Annotated in this window: 18 protein-coding genes; 2 read left to right on the plus strand and 16 right to left on the minus strand. The window is 65.3% G+C overall.

What is annotated here, in order from left to right:
- The first annotated feature begins 11 nt into the window (after positions 1-11).
- Entirely contained in the window at positions 12-845 is an 834-nt protein-coding gene (gene ppsR, locus HPA02_RS01965) for a posphoenolpyruvate synthetase regulatory kinase/phosphorylase PpsR (protein WP_146801367.1), read from the plus strand.
- 358 nt (positions 846-1,203) lie between these two features.
- Here the strand turns inward: ppsR and HPA02_RS01970 are convergent, their stop codons facing one another.
- From HPA02_RS01970 to HPA02_RS02030, 13 genes are all read right to left on the minus strand, one after another.
- Complete coding sequence (locus tag HPA02_RS01970) at positions 1,204-1,539, minus strand: hypothetical protein (protein ID WP_146801369.1); 336 nt, start codon at positions 1,537-1,539, stop codon at positions 1,204-1,206.
- Positions 1,540-2,300: 761 nt separating this feature from the next.
- Positions 2,301-3,533, minus strand: coding sequence for an MFS transporter (locus HPA02_RS01975; protein ID WP_146801371.1), 1,233 nt, complete (start codon positions 3,531-3,533; stop codon positions 2,301-2,303).
- A 13-nt stretch (positions 3,534-3,546) separates the two neighbouring features.
- Positions 3,547-4,761, minus strand: coding sequence for an acyl-CoA dehydrogenase family protein (locus HPA02_RS01980; RefSeq protein ID WP_146801373.1), 1,215 nt, complete (start codon positions 4,759-4,761; stop codon positions 3,547-3,549).
- A gap of 10 nt (positions 4,762-4,771) precedes the next feature.
- Positions 4,772-6,421 carry a class I adenylate-forming enzyme family protein gene (locus HPA02_RS01985; RefSeq protein WP_146801375.1) on the minus strand — a complete coding sequence of 550 codons (1,650 nt, stop codon included), beginning with the start codon at positions 6,419-6,421 and terminating at the stop codon, positions 4,772-4,774.
- Positions 6,418-8,130, minus strand: a complete 1,713-nt coding sequence (locus HPA02_RS01990) for a CoA transferase (protein WP_244945839.1) — start codon at positions 8,128-8,130, stop codon at positions 6,418-6,420. The genes HPA02_RS01985 and HPA02_RS01990 overlap by 4 nt, the downstream gene beginning before the upstream one ends.
- Positions 8,131-8,359: 229 nt before the next feature.
- On the minus strand, positions 8,360-8,632 hold the full coding sequence (locus HPA02_RS01995; RefSeq protein ID WP_146801379.1) for a MoaD/ThiS family protein: 273 nt from the start codon (positions 8,630-8,632) through the stop codon (positions 8,360-8,362).
- Between the two features lie 59 nt (positions 8,633-8,691).
- The gene (locus tag HPA02_RS02000) at positions 8,692-9,123 is read right to left on the minus strand and encodes a M67 family metallopeptidase (protein WP_146801381.1); all 432 of its coding nucleotides are present in this window, start codon (positions 9,121-9,123) and stop codon (positions 8,692-8,694) included.
- Positions 9,124-9,160: 37 nt separating this feature from the next.
- On the minus strand, positions 9,161-10,333 hold the full coding sequence (gene moeB, locus HPA02_RS02005; RefSeq protein WP_146801383.1) for a molybdopterin-synthase adenylyltransferase MoeB: 1,173 nt from the start codon (positions 10,331-10,333) through the stop codon (positions 9,161-9,163).
- A 148-nt stretch (positions 10,334-10,481) separates the two neighbouring features.
- Positions 10,482-12,992, minus strand: a complete 2,511-nt coding sequence (gene pigE / locus HPA02_RS02010; protein WP_146801385.1) for a prodigiosin MAP biosynthesis aminotransferase PigE — start codon at positions 12,990-12,992, stop codon at positions 10,482-10,484.
- A gap of 25 nt (positions 12,993-13,017) precedes the next feature.
- Positions 13,018-15,435, minus strand: coding sequence for a decarboxylase (locus HPA02_RS02015; protein ID WP_146801387.1), 2,418 nt, complete (start codon positions 15,433-15,435; stop codon positions 13,018-13,020).
- Between the two features lie 22 nt (positions 15,436-15,457).
- Positions 15,458-16,786: an MFS transporter gene (locus HPA02_RS02020; protein WP_146801389.1), complete on the minus strand. Its 1,329-nt coding sequence runs from the start codon at positions 16,784-16,786 to the stop codon at positions 15,458-15,460.
- The gene (locus tag HPA02_RS02025) at positions 16,783-17,823 is read right to left on the minus strand and encodes a class I SAM-dependent methyltransferase (protein WP_146801391.1); all 1,041 of its coding nucleotides are present in this window, start codon (positions 17,821-17,823) and stop codon (positions 16,783-16,785) included. The genes HPA02_RS02020 and HPA02_RS02025 overlap by 4 nt, the downstream gene beginning before the upstream one ends.
- Positions 17,820-19,712 carry a TonB-dependent receptor gene (locus tag HPA02_RS02030; RefSeq protein ID WP_198056713.1) on the minus strand — a complete coding sequence of 631 codons (1,893 nt, stop codon included), beginning with the start codon at positions 19,710-19,712 and terminating at the stop codon, positions 17,820-17,822. Before HPA02_RS02030 ends, HPA02_RS02025 begins: the two co-directional genes overlap by 4 nt.
- A 309-nt stretch (positions 19,713-20,021) precedes the next feature.
- On the opposite strand from HPA02_RS02030, the gene HPA02_RS02035 reads away from it, so the two are divergent.
- Positions 20,022-20,942 (plus strand): helix-turn-helix transcriptional regulator, encoded by a 921-nt coding sequence (locus HPA02_RS02035; protein ID WP_186809902.1) that lies wholly within the window; start codon positions 20,022-20,024, stop codon positions 20,940-20,942.
- A gap of 190 nt (positions 20,943-21,132) precedes the next feature.
- Here the strand turns inward: HPA02_RS02035 and HPA02_RS02040 are convergent, their stop codons facing one another.
- The 3 genes from HPA02_RS02040 to HPA02_RS02050 form a co-directional block, all read right to left on the minus strand.
- Positions 21,133-22,332 carry a CaiB/BaiF CoA transferase family protein gene (locus HPA02_RS02040; RefSeq protein WP_146801397.1) on the minus strand — a complete coding sequence of 400 codons (1,200 nt, stop codon included), beginning with the start codon at positions 22,330-22,332 and terminating at the stop codon, positions 21,133-21,135.
- A 24-nt stretch (positions 22,333-22,356) separates the two neighbouring features.
- Positions 22,357-23,535, minus strand: coding sequence for an acyl-CoA dehydrogenase (locus HPA02_RS02045; protein WP_146801399.1), 1,179 nt, complete (start codon positions 23,533-23,535; stop codon positions 22,357-22,359).
- 90 nt (positions 23,536-23,625) lie between these two features.
- The gene (locus tag HPA02_RS02050) at positions 23,626-24,972 is read right to left on the minus strand and encodes an MATE family efflux transporter (RefSeq protein ID WP_146801401.1); all 1,347 of its coding nucleotides are present in this window, start codon (positions 24,970-24,972) and stop codon (positions 23,626-23,628) included.
- Positions 24,973-25,045: the final 73 nt, after the last annotated feature.

The following is a 25,045-nucleotide window of genomic DNA, read 5'->3' on the forward strand; positions in this document are numbered from 1 at the left end:
GAGTCCTCCGCATGCCACGTACCGCCTTCTTTATCTCCGACGGCACCGGCATCACCGCCGAAACCCTGGGCCGCAGCCTGCTGGCCCAGTTCGAGAACGTCGAGATCCGCATGGTCACCAAGCCCTATATCGACAGCCCCGACAAGGCACGCTCCCTGGTCGCGGTGATCGAGGCGGCGGCGGTCCGCGACGGCGAACAACCCATCGTCATCGACACCATCGTCGACAACGAGATTCGCTCCATCATCAGCACCGCCCCGGGCTTCAAGGTGGACATCTTCTCCACCTTCCTGGCGCCCCTGGAGGAGGAACTGGCCACCCACTCCACCTACACGGTGGGACGCACCCACTCCATCGGTCACGATGGGGTCTATATGAATCGCATCGATTCGGTGCACTTCGCCCTGGACAACGACGACGGCGCCCGTACCCACCAGTACGACAAGGCGGACGTGATCCTGGTGGGGGTCTCGCGCTGCGGCAAGACGCCCACCTCCCTCTACCTGGCGCTGCAGTTCGGCATCCGCGCCGCCAACTATCCGCTCACCGAGGACGATCAGGACGAGGACGGCACCCTCAAGCTGCCCCGCTGCCTGGCCCCCCATCGCCACAAGCTGTTCGGCCTGACCATCGACCCGCGGCGCCTGGCGGCGATCCGCAGCGAACGCCGCCCCAATAGCCGCTACTGCTCCATCGACCAGTGCACCCAGGAGGTCCAGCAGGCCGAGGCCCTCTACCGGCAGATGCATATCCCGCATATCGACACCACCCGTTTCTCCATCGAGGAGATTTCCACCCGGATGATCGCCGAGACCGGCCTGCAGCGGCGCTTCTCGCCCCGTTAGGAACCAATCCCATGGTGGCTAGCCGTTTCAGGAGCCACTGGGATGCTATGTTCATAGCACTTGCTAGGCTCGCGATGCAGGCGACAATAAGTGGCTCCGGAGCCTCTTCGTCACGGAACCGCCGCAGCCACTTGTAAACTGTTGCAAACACTGGCGCCTGAGCGGACTACTCTAACTGGAGCCCTTCGTTCAGGCTTCGGTGGACCAGCAGGACCCGACCATGGAGCTTCAAACTTCCATGTTTATGATTGCTCATCCGGACCTCTCGGGAGACCAGACCTCCAGCTCTCCAAGCAGACTCCGGATGAACAACCTACAGTGAGGTCGCATCCAGGAGTCCCATAGCATTTAGCCTTGCTCAATAATCCATTGAGCCGATCCGTTCATCGAAAACCAGCAGCAAACTTAAGAGAAAGAAACTAGAGCAGGCCGACTCAACCAACACCTCCCCTTCGCGGGTATGGTAGTGCATGCCACCGAAGAGTCCCGGTGTCCTGCCACCAATCTTGAGGTGTTGGCTACGCAGTACCGCCGAAAGCAGTCGTTTGGCATGCTTACGCCAAGGCTCGGCCTGACCGAGCAAATCGTCGAGGCCAAGCATGGCCAGGGCCGCGATCACCGCGGCTGAGGGGTCGTCGCCCGCGCCAGCATGATCCAGGCGATTCTCCGGCAACGACTCAGGACGAGATTCCAACCAGTACTCGCAGGCCCGCCGAGCGCCGTTCAAGAAAGGCTCGCCATAAAGCCTGGCAGCCTGTACTAGCCCTAGCATGGCCCAAGCCTGCCCCCTCGACCATACTCCCGCGACTCCCTCCCCCACCATCAGCCCTTGACGATAGCAGGCACGCTCGTGCCAGGCCCCCCCTTCTGTACCACAGGCATCAAATGTGCTCTGCAGATGATGCCAAGACACTTCACGAAATCTCCCGTGGGCATTTCGAGCCAGTAACCGCAGCGTCGCAGCCAGAGGGTCGACAGTGACGCACGCCTTACCCTCCAGCCCGCCCCCCATATCGCTCCCCTGTGGGATAAACCCCAGCTCAGGGTCGAAAGCGCGGGTCAACTCCTCACCCGCTCGCTCGAGCCGCCGGCATGCCTCGGGATCCTCGAACCATAGTGCTCCTGGCCCAGCACCGTACCAAAAGACCATGCTGCGGTTGAGCGTCCTGACGTGCAGTTTGGAATCGAGCCGTCGTCCGATACGCCTCGCCTTATCACAATCCCCGCCAACTCCGGTAACTCGAGCCCGTAGCCACCATAGTCCGGCCCAGAAGCCACCCAACCAAGAACCGCCTCTCGAAACCACCCAACCCTCATCCGAACCCGGTAAATACAGAGGGAAGTCGTCGCCGCAGGCCCGCTCAATGATCTCGAGGCGTTGCAACAGCGCGTCAATGGCGCTGGCGACTTCCACCTGGCTGAGGTCAGTAGGCGGAAAGTCATGTGATTCACTGTTCATTTCACCCCCACCGCACGGGATGGCTCCTCACCCCCCCTGTTGAAAGAATGCCGCACCCACGCCAGCCACAGTGCCAGTAGCACGCCCAATGCTAAAACACCAATCAGCGCGGCCCAGGCGCCAGCGAAGCCCCAGGGTCCGACCGAGAGCGCACCGAAGCTCGGCGGACCGAAGGCGAAGCCGCCGAAGAAGCCTACCGACAACAAGCCCGCCGAGGTGGCCGGAGCACCGAAGGCGCGGTCGCGCAACAGCATGCTCATGGCGATGGCATTGGTGGCCACCGCCGTCAGGCCGACGCCGATGGTCCCGGTCCAGAGCATCCAGTGCCGCTCGGGCGTCGCCTGCGCGGTCACGCCGATGGCACAGGCGGCTAGGACCAGGAGGAGCAGCAGCAGCCAGGATTCGTCGCGCATTCGCCCGCCGATGGGGGTGAGCACCACGCGGGCGAGGATGCCCATCACGCCGAACACCGCCACCAGGCCGCCGGCCACCACCGAGGACATGCCCTGGCGGGTGGCGAACACGCCGAGAAAGGTGATGTAGGCCGATAGCACGACGCCCGCACAGAGCTGGATCGCCATTAGCAGCGCCAGCATCCGACTGGGCCGGGTCAGGCCGGAGCTGGCCGGCTTGCCCGCTGCTACCTTAGGCGCGATGCGCGGTGCGCCCAGGGCCAGCAGCAGACCCAGCGGCACCAGCAGCAACAGAGCCGCACGCCAGCCGAACTGCTGGGCGATGCCAGGAAGCACCAGCCCGGCGAACAGTGCCGCGACCTGCACCCCCGCTTGCTTCACCCCCACCACCGCCGCCTTCTTCTGCGGCGGCACCCGTTCGGCGATCAACAGGTTGGTCGCCGGGTTGGACAGCGCCTGGGCGATGCCGCACACAGCCACCGCCAGCACCACCCCGCCGAAAGTGGGTGCCACCGCGATCAGGCCGTAGGCCAGGGTCGCCACCAGAAACAGTAGCGCCAGCGCACGCCGGGAGCCCAGGCGATTGACCAGCGGCCCGGCCCACAGCGACAGCAGCGCGGCGAAGCCGAAGGCGCTCATGGTCAGATAGCCGAGCCAGCCAGGCGCCACGCCCAGGTCCGCTACCAGGAACGGCCCGAGGGTTCCGATCGCGTAGAAGATCAGCATCGGCAGCGCCATCGCGCCGGTCATCACGGTGCGCAGCAGGAAGGCGTCCAGCGCGCTGTCGGCGGCCGATGGGGATACGTTGAGGGTCATAGCATTACCTCGTTCACTGCGCTGCCGGGATTCCGGACAGCGACGGCCAGTCGAAATCCAGGGTGTCCGCGTCCTGATAGGCATCCAGCAAGCGACGGCCGACCGCGCTGACCAGGGCGTCGTCGGTGCCATCGAGGATGTGCGTGGCACGCGCCGCCCGGTAAATACCGGACAGCGGCGTCAGGCTGCTCAGTCCCTCGGCACCGTACAGCTGGATCGCCGAGTCCACCGCACGGCTGAGTGCCTGGGAGGCAGCGACCTTGGCCACGTTGACCTCGATGGTGTTGGCCACCCCGGCATCGAACTTGCGAGCTGCGTCGCGCAGCAGGCCACGGGCGCTGGCGATGGCCTGGTAGGCCTCGAACACGCGCAGGCGCACCAGTTGCTTGTCGCTCAGCCGCACCTGTTCGCCGCGCGCCGAACGGACGCGCGTGCACATCAGGTCGAAGCAGCGCTGCGCCAGGCCCAGCCAATGTACGGCACGCAGCAGGCGGCCAAGTCCGAGGCGCTCTTGCATCAGCGCCAGGCCGGCGCCGGGCTGGCCGAGCAGGTTGTGCCGGGGCACGCGCACGCCATCGAAGACGATCTCACACTGGCCCTGGAAGCGGCCGAGGATGTCCATCTCGCGGGCGATGGTGAAGCCGGGGGCACCGGAGGGCACCAGGATCATCGACAGCGCCCCACCCACTCCAGCGCCGTCGGTGCGCGCCACCACGGTAACGAAGGTGGCTCGGTCGGCGCGGCAGATGAACCACTTGCGCCCGTCCAAGCGCCAGTGATCACCCTGCGCCGTGGCGGTGGCGGCGATGGTCGCCGGGATCGAGCCGCTGCTGTCCGGCTCGGACATGCCATAGGCGGACACTCCCTCCCCGGAGAGCAGCGGCGCGAGGAAGGCGGCGCGGATTTCCGGGCCGCCGTGGCGCGTCAGCATGTGCGTATCGAGGGCGAGTTCCGTGCCGAAGATCGCACCGCCGTACTCGGAGCGTCCCTCCTGCTCGGCCACCGCCAGGTATGCCTCCAGGCTGCTCATCCGGCCTGGATAGAAGATCCCCCTCAGCTCCTGCTCGCGGGCGGCGGCGATCAGTTCTTCCTGGCAGGCCCTGGCGATCTCGCGTGGGCCGGACAGCTCGGCCTCGCGGGGTAGGATTCGCTCGTCGACGAACGCCCGTACCCGCTTCGCCAGTTTCTGTGCGTCCTCGGCGGGACGCGAGCGCAATGGCTGGTTCATGCTCGACTCCTCAGCAGGCAATGCCCACGCCGCTTTCTAGGAAGGCGACTTCAGCGGCCAGCGCCTTCTTGTCCACCTTGCCGGCCGGATTCAGCGGTAGCTGCCGGTAGAAGCGCAGGTACTCGGGCAGCTTGTTCACTTCCAGCCCCTGCTGGCGCAGGTAGTCGGTCAGTTCGGCGAGGGAAAAGCGCGGCGCCCCCTCGCGTAGGGTCACGCAGATGCACACACGCTGGCCAAGGTCCGTGGCCGGCACCGGCACGCAGGCGGCGCAGACCACGTCGGGGTGACCGGTGGCAAGCATCTCGATCTGCACCGGGCTGATGTTCTGCCCACCGCGGATGATGATGTCCTTCTTGCGTCCGGCCAGAATCAAGTAGCCATCGCGATCGATGTAGCCAAGATCGCCGGTGCACACCCAGCCTCCGGCGTCGCGGTAGTGTGCGTCCAGTTCCGGTGCGTTGACGTACTGCATCGGGCTCAGCGGCCCACGCGCCTTGATCTCGCCGACCTCGCCCCGGGGCAGTTCGGCGCCCTGCTCGTCGACGATGCGGATCTCGCAGACGCCCGGGTTGGGCCGTCCCACGCTGCGCAGAACCACCTCCAGCGGATCATCCAGGGTATTGTGGCAATTCACCCCGTCGGCCGAGCCATAGAGACTGATGAAGCCGCAGCCGAACACCTCGACGCAGCGACGTACGCTGGCCTCGTCGATCAGCGAGCCGCCGCTGATCAAACCGACCAGGCTGGATTTGTCCACCTCGGCGAGCAGTGGATCAGCGGCGATGCGCTGGAGCATGGTGGGTACGCCGAGGATGTGGGTGGGGCGCAGAGTCTCGATGGCACGGATCGCCGCCGGCACATCGAACTTCGGTAGAACGACGATGGAGCCACCCAACCAGGACAGAACACCGAAGGTGGCGGTAGAGCCGAACGCCGATCCCAATGGCACCAGATAGAGTCCACGAAAGCTCTCGCTGTCCGCATGCAGGCGCTGCAGGAAGCGGCCACGGCCGCCGAGCAGGGCGTTGTGCGAATAGGCCACCAGCTTCGGTTCCGACTCGGTGCCGGAAGACACCAGCAGACGCACCGGCGAGTTCGGGCAGACCTCGGGCAGCGTCTCGGCAGCCAGCGGTTCGACGTCCATCAGGCAATCTAGGGACGACCAGCCACGCCGTGCCTCGCCCTCGACGATGAGGATGCGCAGCGACAGCAGGCTTGGGCGCAGGGATTCGATCAGCTCGCACAGGTCGATGCCGCCGAACTCGGCCGGTACCACCACCGCACGAGCATCGCAGCGGCGCAGCAGAGACTCGGTGTCCAGCCGCCCGCGCCCCGGCGGGAACGGCGCGACCACCGCACCAAGGGCGGCGGCGGCCAGGTCGATGGCACAGCAGCGCCAGTTGTTGGTGAGCTGATAGGCAACCACGTCACCGGGCACAATGCCCGCTGCCCGCAGGCTGGCCGCCAGACGCAGGGAGCGATCGAGCAGCTCACCGTAGCTGATTCGCTCCTCCGGCGATATCACCGCGAGCTTCTCGGGATGGCGCTCCGCGTGCTGCCAGAATAGCTGGAACACCGATTTGTTCGGATAACTCCCATCGCGTACCCACTCGCGGCGAACGTCCATGGGAACCAGATCGATGATACCTGAGTCGTTCATGTGAAACTCCAAGGAGACTTGGCCTGGGTATAGGCTTCGGTGCGCAAACACGGCGTTATCCGCTCGTCTTCGTGAACTGCCGATAGGTCTTCTCGAACGGCGGAAGCGGCCAGGCCAGACTCCCGCAAGTGGTCTTGCCAAGCCCACATATCGTGCGATGCCAGACAGCGTACAATCTGCTCGTCACGCAATACCGGCTCCGTGTCCAGCGGGTAGTCCAGCGCATAGCGCAGACGCTTCACTTCTTCCGAATCGCGGCATTCGATGGCAAGCAGCCCAGCCGCGGTGGGGTAGACACCGGCGACCAGCGGCTGGGCCAGTGCCTTGCCGTCGCGCAGGGCCTGGAGCTCGGCACTACACAGCAGGGTTGCGGCGCCGAGTAGCGAGCTGTCGACCCGCCCCGCCTCGCCGTACAGGCAGCGCTTGAGCAAGGCCACGCTGATGCCCTGGGCGGCAACCACCCCACCCAGCACGTCCAGCACGGTGAACAGTGACCCGCCGGCACTCGCCGAGCGACGAGCGATCTGCCGGGCGACGCCGGAGTGCGCCTGAACCATAAAATCGGTACCGGGCATGGCGTGCAGGCGGCAATCGTCGCCCCAGCCGCCGGCATAGGCGTAGATCAGCGCCGGGTTGACCCGCGCCAGGTCGGTATGGTCCAGGTTCAGCTCGGCGGCCTTGCCCGGCGCCCAGTTGTGCAGGAAGACATCGGCCTGGCTGGCCAGCTCCAGCAGCTCGGTGCGGCCACGGGCCGACTTGATGTCCAGCTCGCATACCTCCTTGTGGCGGTTCAGTGCGTCGAAGCGCACCGAGCAGCCGTCCACCAGGGGCGGCATGCCGCGCAGCGGGTCGCCGCCGGGCAGCTCGATGCGGATCACCTCGGCACCGAGCAGTGCCATCAGGTGGCCGGCAAGCGGGCCCTGGATGCGCCGGCAGGACTCGATCACCTTCAGGCCGCTCAGCGGCAGGTCGCCGCGGCCACCCAAACCAGTCGTCGCTAAGCCACTGGAGCCGGGGGTGAAGTGCCAGGGTCCCTGCTCCAGCAACAGCGGCAGGTCGTCGTCTTGCAGGCGCTCGCTCAGGCTGCGCAGTGGACAGATTGACAACCCAGCCTCGGCGCAATATTCGGCGATCAGCGCATAGGGCAGCCGTGACAGCGCCTCCATCAACTCCGCCGGCATCGGCGAGACCGCCTTGGCGTAGCGAAGCAGGAAGGCGCTCCAGCCCTTGCCGGCCAGCTCGCCGGGTATACCAAGGCCGCTCCAGAAGCGGCGCCAGGGTTCGGCGTCCAGGGTTTCCATCTCGAATACCACGCCATCGGCGGAGGTGAACGGTGGACGGTCGTGCGGTGAGGTGCAGCCGGGTAGCAGCCGCTCGGCCCCTTCCGAGACGGTGGCGTCAGCCAGGTACTGACCGATGGCGAGGCTCGCGGCGCCGGCCAGGGAAACGTCCACTCGACGGTGGCCGCCGCCACGCAACTGGCCAACGGCAGCGGCGCATGAGCCTTGCAGGGCCAGGCTGGCGGCCAGCGTGGAGACATAGTCCACGCCCAACGGCCGAGCTCCGCCGCTGGCGCGGCCATGCACGGCCATCAGCCCGGAAGCGGCCTGGACGGTCAGTTCACTGGCACCATCCGGCCGACCATCGGCCCAGCCGAGCAAGTGGGTAGCGATGGGATCCAGTCCCGGAGCCAGGAAATCGAATACCACGCCAGAGGTGCTCGTAGCAGCCCCATGGGAGAGGTCGACGCCCAGGGCGCGGGCCTGGTGACGAAGGGAGGACACCGCGGGAGTGAAGCATGGCGGAATAGAGGTAATGGCACCGGCAAGCGTGCATCCCTTCAGAGGCAAGGCCGTAGTATTCATATCGACTCGATCCATGAGAGTTTCAATTTCATCGGCGATAGCGTTGCTGGCAGTGCACAGAGGCACGGAGCCATTAACCACCGGCGACGGCGGGCAGAATCGTCACGTTGTCGCCGTCTTTCAGCACCGTGCCCAGGTTGTCGACGAAGCGAATGTCGTCATCGTTCACATAGACGTTGACGAAGCGGTGCATTTCGCCGCCATCCAGCAGACGCTGCTTGATACCGGGGTACTGGTTGTCCATACGCTCGATGAGTTCACGCACGGTGGCGCCCTCTACCTCGATGCGTTTCTGATCCTGAGTAAGCGGGCGCAGCAGAGTGGGAATGGAAACGGAAATGGGCATACCTGACTCCTTGGGGCCTGTTGGCGAAAACGGAGAGATGAAGAAGCAAAAGACTAGGATCAGCCGATCAAAGCCGTGGGGTACTGCGCCACGGCCTGGATATTTTCCTCGGTGACCTTGCCGTCGACGATGCGAAAGCTGCGAACTGGCGCGCCAGCATTCTCGGCGGTGCAGAGAATCACGTAGTGCGCCTGGGGTTCGCTGGCGAGCCGGATGTCATCGCGGCTGGGATAGCCGGTAGACTGGGTGTGCGAGTGGTAAATCACGCAAGGCTCTTCGCCGAGCACCTCCATCTCACGCCAGGCCCGTAGCTGTTCCTGCGGATCGAACTGGAAGAAGGTCTCCGACTGCGCAACGTTGCGCATCGGAATCATACGGGTCGGCCGTTTCGAGCCAATCGGCCCGGCGATCACACCGCAGGTTTCGATCGGGTGACCCTCGCACGCCTGGGCGAGCATGGCGTCGAGCAGTTCGGAAAGAATGATCAGCATAGCGTCCTTACTCCCGGGTCGGGTGATCCTGAGCAAATCAGTAGCTGGGCAGCGTCGCATCCACGTCGCGAATCCACGCGAGGATACCGCCCTCCAGGTTGCGCACGTCGCTGAAACCCAGACGTTGCAGGTCCAGCAGCACCGCCTTGGAGCGTAGCCCGCTCTTGCAGTGCAGGATCAAAGGGGTGTCCTTGCCGAAACACGCTTCTATCTCGGTGGCAATCGACGAGCTCTTGGGCATATGACGGGCGCCGTCGATATGCACGATGTCCCACTCGGTGCGTTCGCGGACATCGATCACCTCGTGGTGCGCGCCCCGCTCACGCAACGCTTTCAGTTCGACGGCACTGATCGATGGAATGTCCGACTCCTGCACGCCGAGGGGCCGATTCAGGCCGCAGAAGGCCTGGTAGTCGCTCAGCTCGGTGATCGGCCTACGGTCCGGGGCGCGGCGCAGGGCGATCTGCCGGTAGGTCATGTCCAAGGCGTCGTAGACCATCAGCCGGCCGAGCAGCGGTTCGCCGATGCCGGTGATCAGCTTCACCGCCTCGGTGGCCATGATCGAGCCGATTGAGGCACAGAGGATCCCCAGCACCCCACCCTCGGAGCACGACGGCGCCAGTTCCGGAGGCGGCGGCTCGGGGTAGAGGTCGCGGTAGTTGAGGCCGGCACCACGGGGTGCGTCCTCCCAGAACACCGAGACCTGCCCCTCGAAGCGGAAGATCGAGCCCCACACGTAGGGCTTACCAGCCAGCACGCAGGCATCGTTGACCAGGTAGCGGGTGGCGAAGTTGTCGGTACCATCGAGGATCAGGTCGTACTGCGAGAACAGCTGTACGGCCATTTCCGCCTCGAGGCGGTCGGTGTGCAGCTCCAGGTTCACATAGGGGTTCAACTCACGGATAGCCGCGGCAGCACTCTCGACTTTCCGCTGGCCAACAGTGGAGACCTTGTGAATCACCTGGCGCTGCAGGTTGGATTCGTCGACCACGTCGAAATCGATGATGCCCAGCGTACCGACCCCGGCTGCGGCCAAGTAGAGCAAGGTCGGTGACCCCAGGCCGCCGGCGCCGATCACCAGCACTCGGGCGCTCTTGAGGCGACGCTGGCCATCCAACCCCACATCCGGAATCAGCAGGTGTCGGCTATAGCGAGATATTTCTTCTTTGCCCAAGGTGGCAGTGGGATCAACCAAGGGTGGAAGCTGCATGTTCGTCTATCCTCATAAAGTAATGCGTCTCATTAACTTATCAGCTTCACTGATTGCCGCCACAGGCAATAGATCTGTCATTAGGAGAGATTCGTATGCCGTTCGAAGTCAGGCGAATAAAAGAGCCAAAGACCTTGTGAAGGCCCTGTCACTCCACAACCGTCGACATGTCCTGGCATACGGCCGCAAAGGCCTTCACAAAATGCAATGCCTCCTGCTCGCTAAGCCCCAGTGGTGGCTGGATGCGCATGACCCGATTGTTGTTGGCGGTGACAAAAGTGAGGATTCCATGCTCCTGCGACAACTTGGTCACGAAGCGCAGCACGAACATCTCCTCGAAGTTCTTTTCTAGCTCTTCGATGGCTTCGCGGATCAGCCGCTTGGCCTTGCCCGGCATCATCCGGTAGGTGCCCGCCGCGTTGCCCGGCATGCGGCTGGCGAACTCGCGAACGAAGGCCTCCACCCCGCCGCCGAAGCTATTCTGGAACTCGATGGCGATCATCAGTCCGCGCCCGCGAACTTCACGGATGAACGGGTAGTCGGCCACCGCCTCGCTGAGCACATCCTTGAGCATGCCGCCGACCCGTGCCGCATTGCCCGGCAGATCCTCGGACGCGATCACGTCCAGGGTCGCCATGGCCGAAGCCGCCGCCAGGTTGCCGCCACCAAAGGTAGAAGTGTGCAGGGCGAAGCTGTCGATGTTGCCGTAGGCGCGGTCCCAGAGGTCCGCCCGCGACAGCGTCGCGCCGATGGGCACGGCGCCGCCGGAGAGAGACTTGGACAGCACCAGGATGTCCGGCTCGACGCCCTCCCACTCACAGGCAAACAGCTTGCCGGTACGGCCCAGGCCGGTCTGGACCTCGTCGAGGATGAGGATGCAGTCGTGGTCGCTGCACAGCTCACGGACCCGATTCAGGTAGCCCACCGGCGGTACCACCACCCCACCCTCGCCCTGGATGGGCTCGAGGATGAAGGCGCCGACGTCACCTACCAGCAAAGCCTTTTCCAGCGCCTCGGTGTCACCGAAGGGGATCGAGTCACAGCGTGGCAGCAGCGGCTTGAACGGCTGCCGGTGCTTGTCGCGCCCGGTGACGGAGAGTGCACCAAGGGTCTTGCCGTGGTAGCCGTTGTCGCAGTACAGCACCCGCGAACCATCCATGGCGGCGATGGCCAGCTTCAGCGCCGCTTCCACCGCCTCGGTGCCCGAGTTGCTGAAGAACACCCGGCCCAGGCTGCCCGGCGCCAGCTCACTCAGGCGCTGCGCCAGCAGGCTGGTCTGCAGCGGTACCGAGACGTACTGGACGAAGGTCGGATGCTCCTGCTGCAGGTAGCGCTGCAGGGCAGCATTGACCTGCGGGTGGTTATGTCCGGTGTTGAGGCAGCCATAGCCGGCGACAAAATCAAGGTAGCGGCTGCCGTCCAGGTCGGTCAGCCAGCAGCCGCGACCGTGGCTGAACACCCGCTCGATGTGGTTGAAGGTGTAGAACTCGCGGAGGATCGGGTTGATGTGCTCGCCGAAGCAGCGTAGTGCCTCGCTGCGCAGTTGCGGCTTCTCTGCCAGGGTCAGCGGCTGGCCGCTCGGGTGGTGGAAACGCCGCAGCCCGTCGAAGTCGGCCTGGGTCAGGCGCTCGCCATAGGAGGCCATCGGCGTCGGCAGCAGACCGTGGCCTTCTGCCAGGCGGCCGATCTCCAGCACGTTGTCTTGCGGCAGCTCGCGGCCGATGGAGAAAGGCTCAGCGCGCCCTTCCAGACCCAGCACCAGGGTTTCCGCCAGGCAGCCGTTGAGGAACTTCTTCGGCGACAGGCCCATGCTCTCGCCGCCGAAGCGCAGCGACGAGCCGGCCGAAACCAGCCCGCCGTCGATGATCAGGATGTCGCTGCGATCCTGCCGGTAGGGCATCACGTCGCGCGGCAGCGCCGCGTCCACCACCACCGAGCCCGGCACCAGGCGGTAGGGATCGATGACGCCGCCGCTGGAAGTGGCGGCGACGTAGAAGCGCACGCTGTCGTAACAGCTCTGCATGTCATTGCTCAGCCGCACGCGACTGCGCAGGTCTTCCGGCAGGTACTCCAGGCCCCGGCGTGACTGTTCCTCAGCGCCGCGATGAATCAGGCACAGCCGGCAACCGTCATGGCCGAGTAGCTTGGCAATGGCCAGGGCGATGGAGCCGGGATAGCCGACCACCGCCACCTCGGTGTCCTCCGGATTCACCCCCAGGCGCACCATGGCTTCCAGCACGTTGCGGTAGGCCGCGTAGGCGGTCAGCGAGTTGCCGGTGGTAACTGGCACCCCGGTACGCTCCAGGGTCTGCAGGCCACGGCTGCCGACGATAGCGGTAAAACCACCGAGGCCGACCAGTTGGGCGCCCTGCTCCTTCAGGCTGTTCACCCCTTCGACCACCCTCCGGGCGATGGCACGCGGCTGAGCGAGCATTTCCTCGGCGGTCAGCGGCATATAGTGGACGATGCCCTCACAGACCGCGCCGCGGGCACTGACGATGCGGCCGAAGTCGGTGAAAGGTACCAGGTTGCGCCATCGCCAGAGGTCATGGCTGTAGCTGCGGTCCTGCTCGGCGATGCCACGATCAAGCAGGTCGAGGAGTTTCACATGGCGTTTGAGCGCCATTGAGGTTGGGTGCGCGATAAAGCCGAATTTCATGGTTCGAGAATCCTTGTGATCGGTATCACTGACGATTCCAAGCGGTTTCGGAAACCAGGCTGAGACCGTCCCCGTCGGAGTTATGGGCGAGGGCCACGTCAATGATGTTGAGCTGACCGGGAGCGGTCAGGGCATTGCGCAGGAAGTCGGGATCGAACTGCACCACTCGGCTGCGATTTACGCTGATCGCCCCGCTCCGCTCCATGGCCAGCCCCGCCGCCGGCGCGGTCACCGCCACTTGGTGTGCCCCGTTGTGCGCGTAGCGCTTGTCCAGGTAGGTCTGGATCATCGAGAGCACGCCGTTGGTCAGATAGAACAGCGTGACGTTCTTCGTCGCTCCGCGCGGGTCCTGGGCCAGGCTGGCGGCCAGGCGTGTCTCGATGTCCGGCACCAGCGCCCGCGCGCCGTCACCGATGAAGGCCAGCACATTTCCTTCGGTAGTGGTCGCGATATACGGCAACGCCATCAGGCCATCACCCATCAGCGCCCGGCCGTACCAGCCGGAGAATCCTGGCCCGGTGCGCGGCACGTTGCGCAACGCGGAAATACCGCAACGACCAACGTCGTAGATGCCGGTGTAGCGGTAGTCGTGGCACTCGATCAGCTCGCGCACCAGTCTGCCCAGACGCAGGAAGAAATAATTGGCGGTCATCGGCAACGTCGCGATATGGTCCACCGGCACCGCTTCGGGAATCTCTCGCACGCTGGCCAGCTTGGCACGGCGTAGGGCCAGTACCGCCGGATCCACTGCCAGGTTGGCCTGAACGTGGCCGAGAAACAGGTCCAGCGGCATGTCCAGCGCCAAGTCGGTGAACGGCGACAGATGGCGCGGCTCGTGGTTGACCTGCACCACGCGGACCTGGCGCTTCAGCTTGCCTTCGGAGAGCGGTGTGGCGGCCTGGTCCACCTTGCTTTTGAGGAAGAACAGACACTGCTCGTCCGGCCCGAGCACCTCGTGATTCTTGTGCAGGAAGCGGTAGATGCGCCGGCCGAAACCGTAAAGCGACAGCGATCCGAGGTAGTTTGGCACCAGCCGTCCCCGGCGGTAGGGTCCGACACTGCCCGGCTGGGTGATGGTGTCGGTCAGGGCGATGCCGGCTGCCTCGGCGATGGCATAGACCTGTTCGCGCTGCGCGTCAGAGAGTTTGCCGCACTGCCAGAGCATCTGCTGCGGCGCCTGGTTGATCATCAGCATTGCCTCGGCCAGGGCCGCTCTCTGCGCATCGCTCAAGGTACCGAGCCCTCTCTCTGCCCGTGGCGGCAGGGAAACATCCAGAGACTGCCGCGGACACGATTCCAATACCGCCTGGGTCGCCAGAATGAACACCGGCTCAGGACGCTCGGCGAGCAGCGAGAAGGCTTCCGCCAGTTTCGCCGTTATCTCCCCCACCTTGAGAATAAACACGCATCGTAGCCTGCGTGCGGCGATCACCTGACGGCCATCGTTTTCCGAGTCCATAGTGCCCTGGAAGGCAAACCAGGTGTCATCGGGGGAATCGGCACAAATGATCAACCCGGGAGCCCTGGCACGCTTGAGGTTAGCAAGGGTGCCGCGGAACTCGTCCAGCATCCCGGAGGTCACCGTTATCACATACGCTCGGTCGTAAAGCTGCCACCCCGCCAGAGCACTGACCGCCAGGCTATGCTCATTGCAACCGTGCAGGCACCGCACTCCTGTGTTCTTGACCCTCTGCTGCATGGACTGGATCAGTCCAGCCACCATGGACCCGGTGTAGGAATGGAAATCCCAGTTTTCCTGCCATTGATCGAACATGAAGCGTGCTACTTCAGAGGCGATGCTCACCGGTGGAAGAGTTTGGCCAACCGACCGGGCCAACATGCGATTGAAATGGGCATGTTCGAGATGATCCACGGCAATCCGCAGCAGATCGGCACGGCTCGCCGCCCGATCTTGCAACGGGACGCGCAGATGCCGGTTACCGCCTGTCCGCGCCACCCACTCTGGAAGGGCCTGGCGAGAGCAGTAGAGTAGAGCCGAGTGCGGAGACAAACGTGGCGTTGCGTCGCTCTCATGCCGATAAGCGGTAAACAAGGCATCGAATGGGTCTTCTCCCACCTCATCATGGTGAGAAGCATCAATGATAAAGATCTCGACTCGCGGTCTTCTGCCGTGGAACACCTGCTGCGCCTGCGCATCCTCCAGGGTACAGAAATGCAGCAGTTCGATTTCCATCGGCTGTTGCCATGCCGCCAGGCTACCCTGCAGATAGCACTCGGCTTGGGACATCAACGCCTCCAACACCCTGCCGCTATGCGCCCCCCCATCTATCATGCAGCACGATTTCCCGGCATCGGCAGGCACCGTCGGCCCTTCGCCAGACAGGGGGGCCAGCCCATGATTGAGCTGTTGGACGACGAAGGACACATCATCGAGCAATTCCGGCGACCGCGTGACGAGGCATATACCCAGCGCTTCCATCATCTCCTCCTATGCGCAGATGGCATCATTTCGCTTGATACCCACGCTCTCCTGATATCGACGCCACCCCAGGAGCCATCACCTGGCGGGAGACTGCACCCACATCGCTCCCTTGGGTCGCATCCCCCCGCCCTACAGGCTTCGCCACCCTCGCCAGGATACGGCGGCTGCTCACGGCCAGACCCCATACCCCGAGAGCGGCCAGGGTCAGACCGAGCAACATGCCGTCATGGCCGAGACGATCGAGCAGCACCCCGGCCGCCACGGGCACCGAGAGGCGGGTCATCACGAAGAGACTGGCTTGCAAGCCATAGTCGACGGCGCGCCGCCGAGGCCGGGTGAAGTACATCATCAGTCCGAAAAGCAGCGAGGAGATCGCGCCCATGGCCACCGCGACCAGGGCCGTCCCCAGGAGCAAGCCGATCGTTCCGGCGCCGCGCCACACCATCGTCGTCAAGACGGCCAGGGCGCACAGGCAGAAACCGGTGAAAAGCGGCATGGCGCGCCCGGGCCCCAGGTACCGGGCCATACGACCTCCCATCACACTGGCCAGGGCGCCCAGCGTCCCGCCACCCACACCCACCAGCCAGGCCACCTGCTCGGCCGGCATGCCCAGGTCGAGCATCAAGGGCTTGAGATAGAGCCAGGCGGCACCGATGAAGGGGAAGGCGGTGAGTAACAGGCAAGTCCAACGCTTCGCTCCCGGTTGGGCGAAGTAGCCACGCCAGCCGCCCTCCTCCATGCTTGCGGCGGCGCTCTTCCTGCCGGTCTCGGGTGCCTCGCCGGGCACTGCCAGCAGGACGGCTCCCACCACCAACGCCGCGGCCATCAGCAGGAAGGGGGCCGACCAGCCCCAGCGGCCATGCACCACCAACATCACACCGCCGCCGAGAATGGCCGCCAGGAACAGGGCCGCCGAGCGGATGGCTCCGGCCCTCAGGCGCTCGCTTTCCGGCAACAACTTGATCGCCAGGGCATTGGCGGGAATATCCGCCCAGGTCGCCAGGAGGCCAGCGAGAAACGCCAGGGCAAATAGCCCCCCGCGGCTGCCGGGCCCCTCCATCCACCCGATCACTGCCAGGGTGACCGCCAGCAACAGACTCAGCAGCATGGCCCAGCCCCGATAGTGGCCACTTCCAAAGCGCCAGCGCTCGACCGGTGCGGCGAGGAGGAACTTGAGCACCGCCGGCAGGCCCGCCAGTTGAAACAGGCCGATATCGGTGCCCGACCAACCCTGCTCGCGCATCACCAGCGGCAATCCCAGCAGGAGATAGATACTCGGTAATGCCAGCACGAGGTGTAGCCACCCGAACAACGCCTGGTAGCCCAGCATGCGTAAAAACGTAACGGTCATATCGGACTCCTGCGGCCAATCAGCACGGTGACGGGCGCCATGGGGAATGGCACGCCCGGGTAGCTTTCCAATCCCGTGAAGCCGGCGGCCGCCAGCGCTCGGCGCAGCTCTCCCTGCCGCGTCACCCGACGCCCCCGCATGCACAGCGACAGGTAGTAGGGCAGGACCTCGAGCGCCTCGGTGGAGCCGTCGGGAAGCTCGGCCTGGGCGCAGATCAAGACGCCACCGGGTCGCAAGGCGGCAAGGATCTTGCGCAGGGAGGCGGCGGGATCGGGAACGAAATGCAATACCGACGAGCACCAGATCAGGTCGTATGCCTGCTCGCCGATGGCATCGCTGACCAGGTCCCCGCCACGGGCCTGCAGGCGCCCGGCCAGGCCTTCTCGCTCGAGATTCGCCTGCGCCACTTCGGCCGCTTCGGGCAGGTCGAACACCACGCCGCGCAGCCCGGGGTTGGCCTGGGCCAGGGCGATGGCAACCCCACCCGGGCCACCACCCAGGTCGAGCAGCCAGCGAACCCGGGGGAATTCCGGCAGACGGGCCACGACGGCCAAGGCCGCATCGACGGTCGCGGCACGCTGCTCCTGGGCGATCTGACGGCGAGCCGCCTCCCGCCAGGCGGTCGCCGCCGGCGCGCTCCCTCCTCGCCCCGTGCGCACCAGCGTCCCGAGTTCGCCGCCGAAGTGGCGCAGCGATTGCCGCCGGAAACGCCAGGCGTCGCCACAGTAGCGTGGCGCGTTCGAATCGAAGAAGTATGTGGCGACCTCCGCCGAGCAGTAGCGCCACCTGCCAGGGACGCTGGTATCGGCCTGGCGCTCCAGCAGTCTCATGCTCCAGAGCAGTTCGAGCAGATAGCCGGTATTGCCGACGTCCAGGGTGAGCCGAGCGGCCACCTCCTTCACCGTCCCGGGGTCGACCAGCAGGCGGAAGAGGTCGAGCTCGAGGGCCTCGTGTAGCGCATCCGCTTGCACCGAGGCCAGGGCGATATCCCAATAAGGCTGTAGAGGATGGCGAGGCATGACGTTGAGAGAATTCATAGGTCAACACTCACCCGCAGCCCCAGCTCCCGCGGCTCGCTATAGACCCTCGCCATCCCGTTGAGGAAACCGACGGCGTCGTAGCGCTCGTCGGTGGCGTTATCGACATAGGCCGTGATGCCATACTGGCGGTGCCGATAGCCGGCGCTAAGATCGAGCCGCCCGTAGGCATCGCGCCGATGGTCGTTGGCAGCATCCAGGTAGGTCCGACCGACACCACTCAGCCCTGCCTGGGCGTACCAGCCACTCGGCGCGTCATAGCGCAGCCCCAGGTAACCGTCCAGGTCGGGGGCGAAGGGGTTGTGGTTGCCACGGTGATCGCCCGCCAGATCCTGAAACTCCCTGAAACGCGTGCGGTTGACACCGAGTGCGGCCTGTAGCGACCAATGTGTCCCGAGCAGGTAGTCGGCCTCGAGCTCCAGCCCGGTGGAATAGGCCTCGGCGGCATTGGTGATATGGACCACACCGGGCTGCGTGATCTGCTGCACCTGCATGTCATTGATGTCCATCCAGTACGCGGCAGCGGCATATCTCAGGCGCCGATCGAGGGCCCACCCCTTGAGACCCACTTCATAGGACGCCACCCGTTGCGGATCATAGGCCGGGAAACCATCGGCGCGAGCGAAGGCATTGAAACCGCCGGCACGAAAACCCTCGGCATAGCTGGCATAGAGGCGGGTATCCGACGACCACTCATGCTGCAAGGCCACCTTGGGGGTGAAGCGCCGCCAGTCGCGCTCCTGGCGACCACCGTCCTCCGCTGTTAGCGAGATCCGATTGCGCTCGATCCGCCCCCCCAGGGTCAAGGACCAATCGGGAGCCAGCGCCTGGGTCCACTGGCCGAATAGCGCCCTTGAGTCCCCCCCCAGGTCCACATCGGTGTGCTGCATCCCGAAAGGCGTCTGCTGCCGGAAGCCCAGCTCATGGTCATCGCGATCCGCGTAGAGCCCGAGCAGCCACTGGTGGCGACTCCCCACACTCTCCAGGCGGAACTCCTGGGATAGCGTACTCAGGTGATGATCACGCTCCACGTGAAGCCTATCGAGTGGTTGAAAATCGGCATCCTGGCGAACGTGGTCATGGAAGTCATGACGGGCGCTGAGCGAGCGAAAATGCAAGTTCTCCGTCAGCTCGTGCTCGATATCCAGGGCTAACACTCGGCCGCTCGAGCGATTCCAACTCGCCGTTCCGGAGTGCACCTCGCGCCAGGGGGCATCGACGCGGCCCCATTGGGCTCCCCCGTCCCGGTACGCCTGGCGAGCATAACGAAGCGTCACGTCACTGCTCGGGGAAGGCGTCCATCGCAAGGCGGCCCGCCCGGCATAGCGCTCTCGATTATCCTCCGTGCGCCCCCGATGAGGGTTGTCGATAAAACCGTCCTGCTCGCGCCATTCCCCAGCAAAGCTGGCCGACAGGCTATCGGTGACCAGCTTCCCGCCCAGGTCGAATCGCAGAGAGCGCTTGTCACGGCTTCCCAGGGCGGCATCGAACCGGGCGTAGGACTCACCGCCGGGTTGACGCGTGTGGATGTTGAGCACGCCGGCGTCGGCGTTGCGCCCGTAGAGGGTCGACTGCGGGCCCCGCAACACCTCGACACGCTCGACACCCAGCAGGTTATGTTCGAATCCCTGCCCCATCAGCGTCGGCACGCCATCCACCAGCATCAACATGGATGAGGAGAAGGCCGTGACATGGGAGGTCAGGCCACGCACCACCGGAAGGTTGGTGCCGGACTGACCGATCGGCTGAAAACCAAAGCTGGGGGTTCTGCGCGCGGCACCCGCCAGATCCTCCACCATGGCGTCGCGGAGATCGTCGCCATGGAAGAGCGACAGGCTTGCCGGCACTTCTTCCAGCCATTGCTCAATCTTATTGGCCGTCACCGTCATGGACGCCAATTCCTGCGGCCTCTGCTCCTCTGCCCCCGGCGCTGCTTGCGCTCCACCTACCCACATCAGCAGAAGCAGCCCTCCCAGCCTGCTATGCCTGCTCCACGTTCCGTCGCTCATCTCATCCCCTCGAGTCAGTACGCGACCTCTCGGTCCACCTCAATTGACATGAACGACATTCTATCGGTAAATATCAATCAATCTCATATGAGATATATATTCATTCCGTAGAAAGCCTTATGAGATCCGGTGGAGGTGTGTGATATGGGGGCTTACCCAGGGAGGGTTCGGTCACCACGGCGCTTGACGATGGGCCAGGTCAACCTGGCCAGGCGGGAGAGGGGGAAGGAGCGTCGGCAACTGCCCAAGGAAGTGGGTGAATGCTATTCCGAGCGCATTGCGCTGGAGAGTGATCTTATCCTGATCCGTCTGCGTTACCGCCCCTGCTGCGATCTATGCGAGGAGACCGTCGATCCTCACGGCCGCGCCATGCTGGCCATTACCCTCGGCCTCGAGGGACAATCCGGCTACCAGGGGGGCGATGGCGCAGAGCTCGCTTTCCGCGCCGGCTTCACCACCATCACGGCCTTCCGGAGCAACCATGGCGAACGCCACTATCGGGCTGGCGAGACGGTGTCGCAACTCCGCCTACTGGTCGGCGAAGAAACGCTGAAAAAATATCTGGGGAGTGAGAGGACCAAGGCCCTGCTGGGAAATGGTGGCGTACGACAGCTGGCATTTCGCAAGAACACTACCCTCAGCCAAGGTCATGCCACGGCATTGAATGGTCACCTCGGGCAGCCCGGTCCTGGCCTGCTCGATATGCATATCCATGCCCTGTCGCTGCTCGCCGAACAGCTACGCTTGATCAGCCCTGCCACACCTGCCCCCTCGCGACTCGGCTGTTGGGACATCGAGAAACTCGAGCGCGTGAGGGACCTGATGGCTGAGCGAATGGATCACCCGCTGACGATCCCTTACCTCTGCGCCGAGGTGGGACTCAACGAATTCAAGCTCAAGGAGGGGTTCCGCCGATATTTCAATACGACGCCTCACCGTATGCTGCTCGAGATGCGCATGCGCAAGGCCCATGCGCTGCTGGAGAGCGGCTGTCAGGTAGCGCAGGTCGCCTATCGCGTCGGATACCGTCACCCGAGTAATTTCAGCACCGCCTTTTCCAGGTTCTTTGGCCGAGCGCCCAAAGCCGTCTTCGGCAAGCGGCGCGGATAAAGCGATCCAAGCAGCCCTAACCCAGGACAGAGGTACCGAGGCTTAGCGAATCACCCCCTCGCGGTGCAGCCAAGCAATAGCCTCCGGCGTGAGCCCCAACTCGGCGAGAAGTGCCTCGCCATGGATGATCGCCGAGACCGGGAAGCAGCGGCGCTACTCGCCGCGTTAACGAATCACCCTATCGTCCGACTTAACGGATGACCCCCTCGCGGCGCAGCCGGGCGATAGCCTCCGGCGTGAGCCCCAACTCGGCAAGCAGCGCCTCGCTGTGCTCGCCGAGGGCCGGCGGCGGCGCCTCGGCGGTGGCCGAGTGCCCGTCGAAGAACAGCGGACAGGCCACCTGCGGAATCTCGCCGCCGCCACGCTCGAGGCGGCGCAGCATCCGCCGATGCCGCACCTGGGGATCGGCGAAGGCCTGGCTCAGGGTATTGATGGGCCCGGCGGGGATGCCATGGGCCTCGAAGTCGGCCAGCCAGGCGTCCCGGGGACGCGCCTCGAGGACCTGGGCGATGGCCGGCACCAGGGACTCGCGATGGGTGACCCGGGCCGCATTGGTGGCGAAGCGTTCGTCCTGCGCCCACTCATGTCGCCCCAGCAGACGCGCCAGCCGCGCGAACTGGGCGTCGTTGCCCACGGTCAGTGCCAGGTGCCCATCGGCACAGGCGAAGGCCTGATAAGGGACGATATTGGGGTGGGCATTGCCGTGACGCTGGGGGTCCTGGCCGCTGACCAGGGCATTGAGGGCCTGGTTAGCCAGGGTCGCCACCTGCACGTCGAGCAAGGCCACGTCGATATGCCGCCCCACGCCGGTGCGGCCGCGTTCGTCTAGGGCCGCCAGCACCCCCACCGCCGCATAGAGGCCGCTCATCACGTCGGTGATGGCCACGCCGGTCTTCATCGGCATGCCGTCGGGCTCGCCGGAGAGGCTCATCAGCCCGCCCATGGCCTGGATCATGAAGTCGTAGCCGGCGCGGCTGGCATAGGGGCCGTCCTGGCCGAAGCCGGTGATGGAGCAACCGATCAGGCCGGGGTTAAGCGCCTTGAGGCTGGCGTAGTCGAGGCCATACCTGGCCAGGCCGCCGACCTTGAAGTTCTCGAGCAGGATATCGGCGCGCCCGGCCAGCTCGCGCACCAGGGCCTGGCCCTCGGGGCGAGTCAGGTCGAGGGCCAGTGACTGCTTGCCGCGATTGGCGCAGAGGTAGTAGGCGGCCTCCCGGGGACCCGCCCCCTCCAGCCAGGGCGGCCCCCAGCCGCGGGTATCGTCGCCATGCTCGGGATGTTCGATCTTGATCACCCGGGCACCGAGATCCGCCAGCAGCTGACCGGCCCAGGGGCCGGCCAGCACCCGCGACAGATCCAGCACCAGGCGTCCTTCCAGGGGAGCGGCCATGGGCGTTCTCCTTGCCGGGGGGAATCAGCAGAAGGCCTGCAGGCCGGTCTGGGCACGCCCCAGGATCAGCGCATGGACATCGTGGGTACCCTCGTAGGTATTGACCGCCTCCAGATTCAGCATATGGCGGATGACGTGGTACTCGTCGCTGATGCCGTTGCCGCCATGCATGTCCCGGGCGGTCCGTGCGATCTCCAGGGCCTTGCCGCAGTTGTTGCGCTTGATCAGCGAGATCGCCTCCGGCACCAATTGCCCGGCGTCGATCATCCGTCCCACCCGCAGCGCCGCCTGCAGGCCCAGGGCGATCTCGGTCTGCATATCGGCGAGTTTCTTCTGGATCAGCTGGTTGGCGGCCAAGGGGCGTCCGAACTGCCGGCGCTCCAGGGTATAGTCCCGGGCCGCATGCCAGCACGCCTCGGCGGCCCCCATGGCGCCCCAAGCGATGCCGAAGCGGGCCCGATTGAGGCAGGAGAAGGGCCCCTTGAGGCCGGTGACGCCGGGCAGGCGCCGGTCATCGGAGACCACTACGTCCTGCAGGGCGATCTGGCCGGTGATCGAGGCGCGCAAGCTGAACTTGCCCTCGATCTTGGGCGCCGAGAGCCCCGGCATGCCCTTGTCGAGGAGAAAGCCGCGGATCACCCCCTCGTCGTCCTTGGCCCAGACCACGAAGACGTCGGCGATGGGTGCATTGGTGATCCAGGTCTTGGTGCCGCTCAGCACCCAGTCGTCGCCCTGGCGCCTGGCGCGGGTGGTCATGCCGCCGGGATCGGAGCCGTGGTCGGGCTCGGTGAGCCCGAAGCAGCCCACCCAGTCGCCGCTGGCCAGCCTGGGCAGGTACTTCTGACGCTGGGCCTCGCTGCCGAAGGCATGGATGGGGTACATCACCAGGCTCGACTGCACGCTCATGGCGCTGCGGTAGCCGGAGTCGACCCGTTCCACCTCCCGGGCGATCAGCCCATAGCCGACGTAGTTCATGCCGGCGCAGCCGTAGCCCTCGATGGTGGCGCCGAGCAGGCCCAGCTCGCCCATCTCGCTGATGATCTCGCGGTGGAAGATCTCGTGGCGATTGGCCTCCAGGACCCGGGGCAACAGCTTCTCCTGGCAGTAGTCGTGGGCGGTCTGCTGGACCAATCGCTCCTCGCCATCCAATTGATCGACGAGGCGGAAGGGGTCGTCCCAGGTCACGGGGGTCGGCTGGTTCATGGTGATCTCCACAGAAATACAAAATATCTACATTCACAATCAATGTAGATCAAACACCAGCCGCCTACCAGCCCCTCCCGATCCGGCCTCTCAACGCTCGCGACGACCAGCCTGCCGCCAGATGCGACACAGCCGCCACCAGGCGATCAGGCCGATGGCCAGGTTGGCGACCAGCATGCCGGTGAAGATGCCGACGGGACCGGCCAACTGGCCGCCCAGCCAGGCCAGGGGCACGAAGAGGCCGAAAAGGCGCACCAGGGAGAGGCCCATGGCGGCCCGGGGGCGGTGCATGGCATTCAACGAGGAGACACTGAGGATCACCACGCCCTGGGCACCCAACCCCAGGGGCACCAGCCACAGGAAGGCGCGCAGCACCTCCGCCACCGCCGGCTCCTCGGCATAGCCGCCGGTCAGCCAGGGTGCCAGCAGTTGCAGCAGGCCCCAGACCAGCAGTTGCCAGGCCAGCACGAAGACGAAGCAGCCGCGGATCGCCTGCCAGGCCCGGGCGGGTTGATCGGCCCCCAGGTTCTGGCTGACCAGCGGCGAGAGGGTCATGGAGAGCGCCAGCACCACGATCTGGGCGATGGCATCGACCCGGGTACCGACGCCGAAGGCGGCCACGGCATGATGGCCCTGGTCGGCGACGATGCGTGTTACCAGGGCCATGGCCAGCGGCGTGAAGAGGCTGGTAATGGCCGCCGGCACGGCGATCCGTCCCAGGGCCCGCCAGGACTCCCAGACCTGATGGACGCGCAGGCCACCCAGCGATAGGCAACGACGCAGGGGCGGATAGGCGAGCAGCCCCGCGGTCATGGCCCCCCAGCTCAGCAGACTGGCCAGGGCCGCCCCGGCCACCCCCAGGGCGGGAAAGGGGCCGATGCCGAAGATCAGCAGATAATCGAGCAGCGCATTGAGTGCGGCCGCCAGGGCCATGGCCACCCCCTGGGCGCGGGTATTGCCCTGGGCCCGCAGCACGCTGTTGATCACCCGGGGCACGATCAGCAGGGCCGCCCCCCAGTACCAGACGCCCATATAGGCGTGGATAAGCGGCATCAGGGCGGGACCGGCGCCGAGGGCAACGAACAGTGCCTCGATGCTGGGCAGGCCCAGCAGGGTCACCAGGCCCCCGACCAGCGCGGCCAGCAGGATGGCGTCGGTACTGCGCCGGGCCACCAGTGCCCGTTCGCCGCGCCCCAGCAGGCGTCCCACCACCGCCGAGGTACCGATGCCCAGGCCGATGGCCAGGCTGACCACGGCGAAGACCACCGGGAAGGTAAAGGCCACCGCCGCCAGGGGCTCGGTGCCCAGGCGGGCGATAAACCAGGCATCCACCAGGTTGAAGGAGAGCATGGCCAGCATGCCGCCGATCACCGGCAGGGTCTGGCGAATCAGGGTGGGGGCCAGGGGCGCCTCGAGCAGGGCATTGGCGTTCGTCATGGGGCCTCGTGTCCGGGAGCTGGGGGCGCGAATTGTGCCCCCTTAGGCCCCCGAGAGGCAAAATGGGGAACCG

Origin of the sequence: Bisbaumannia pacifica, from assembly GCF_007989625.1 — a bacterium.
In the GTDB taxonomy this organism is placed as follows: Bacteria; Pseudomonadota; Gammaproteobacteria; order Pseudomonadales; family Halomonadaceae; genus Bisbaumannia; species Bisbaumannia pacifica.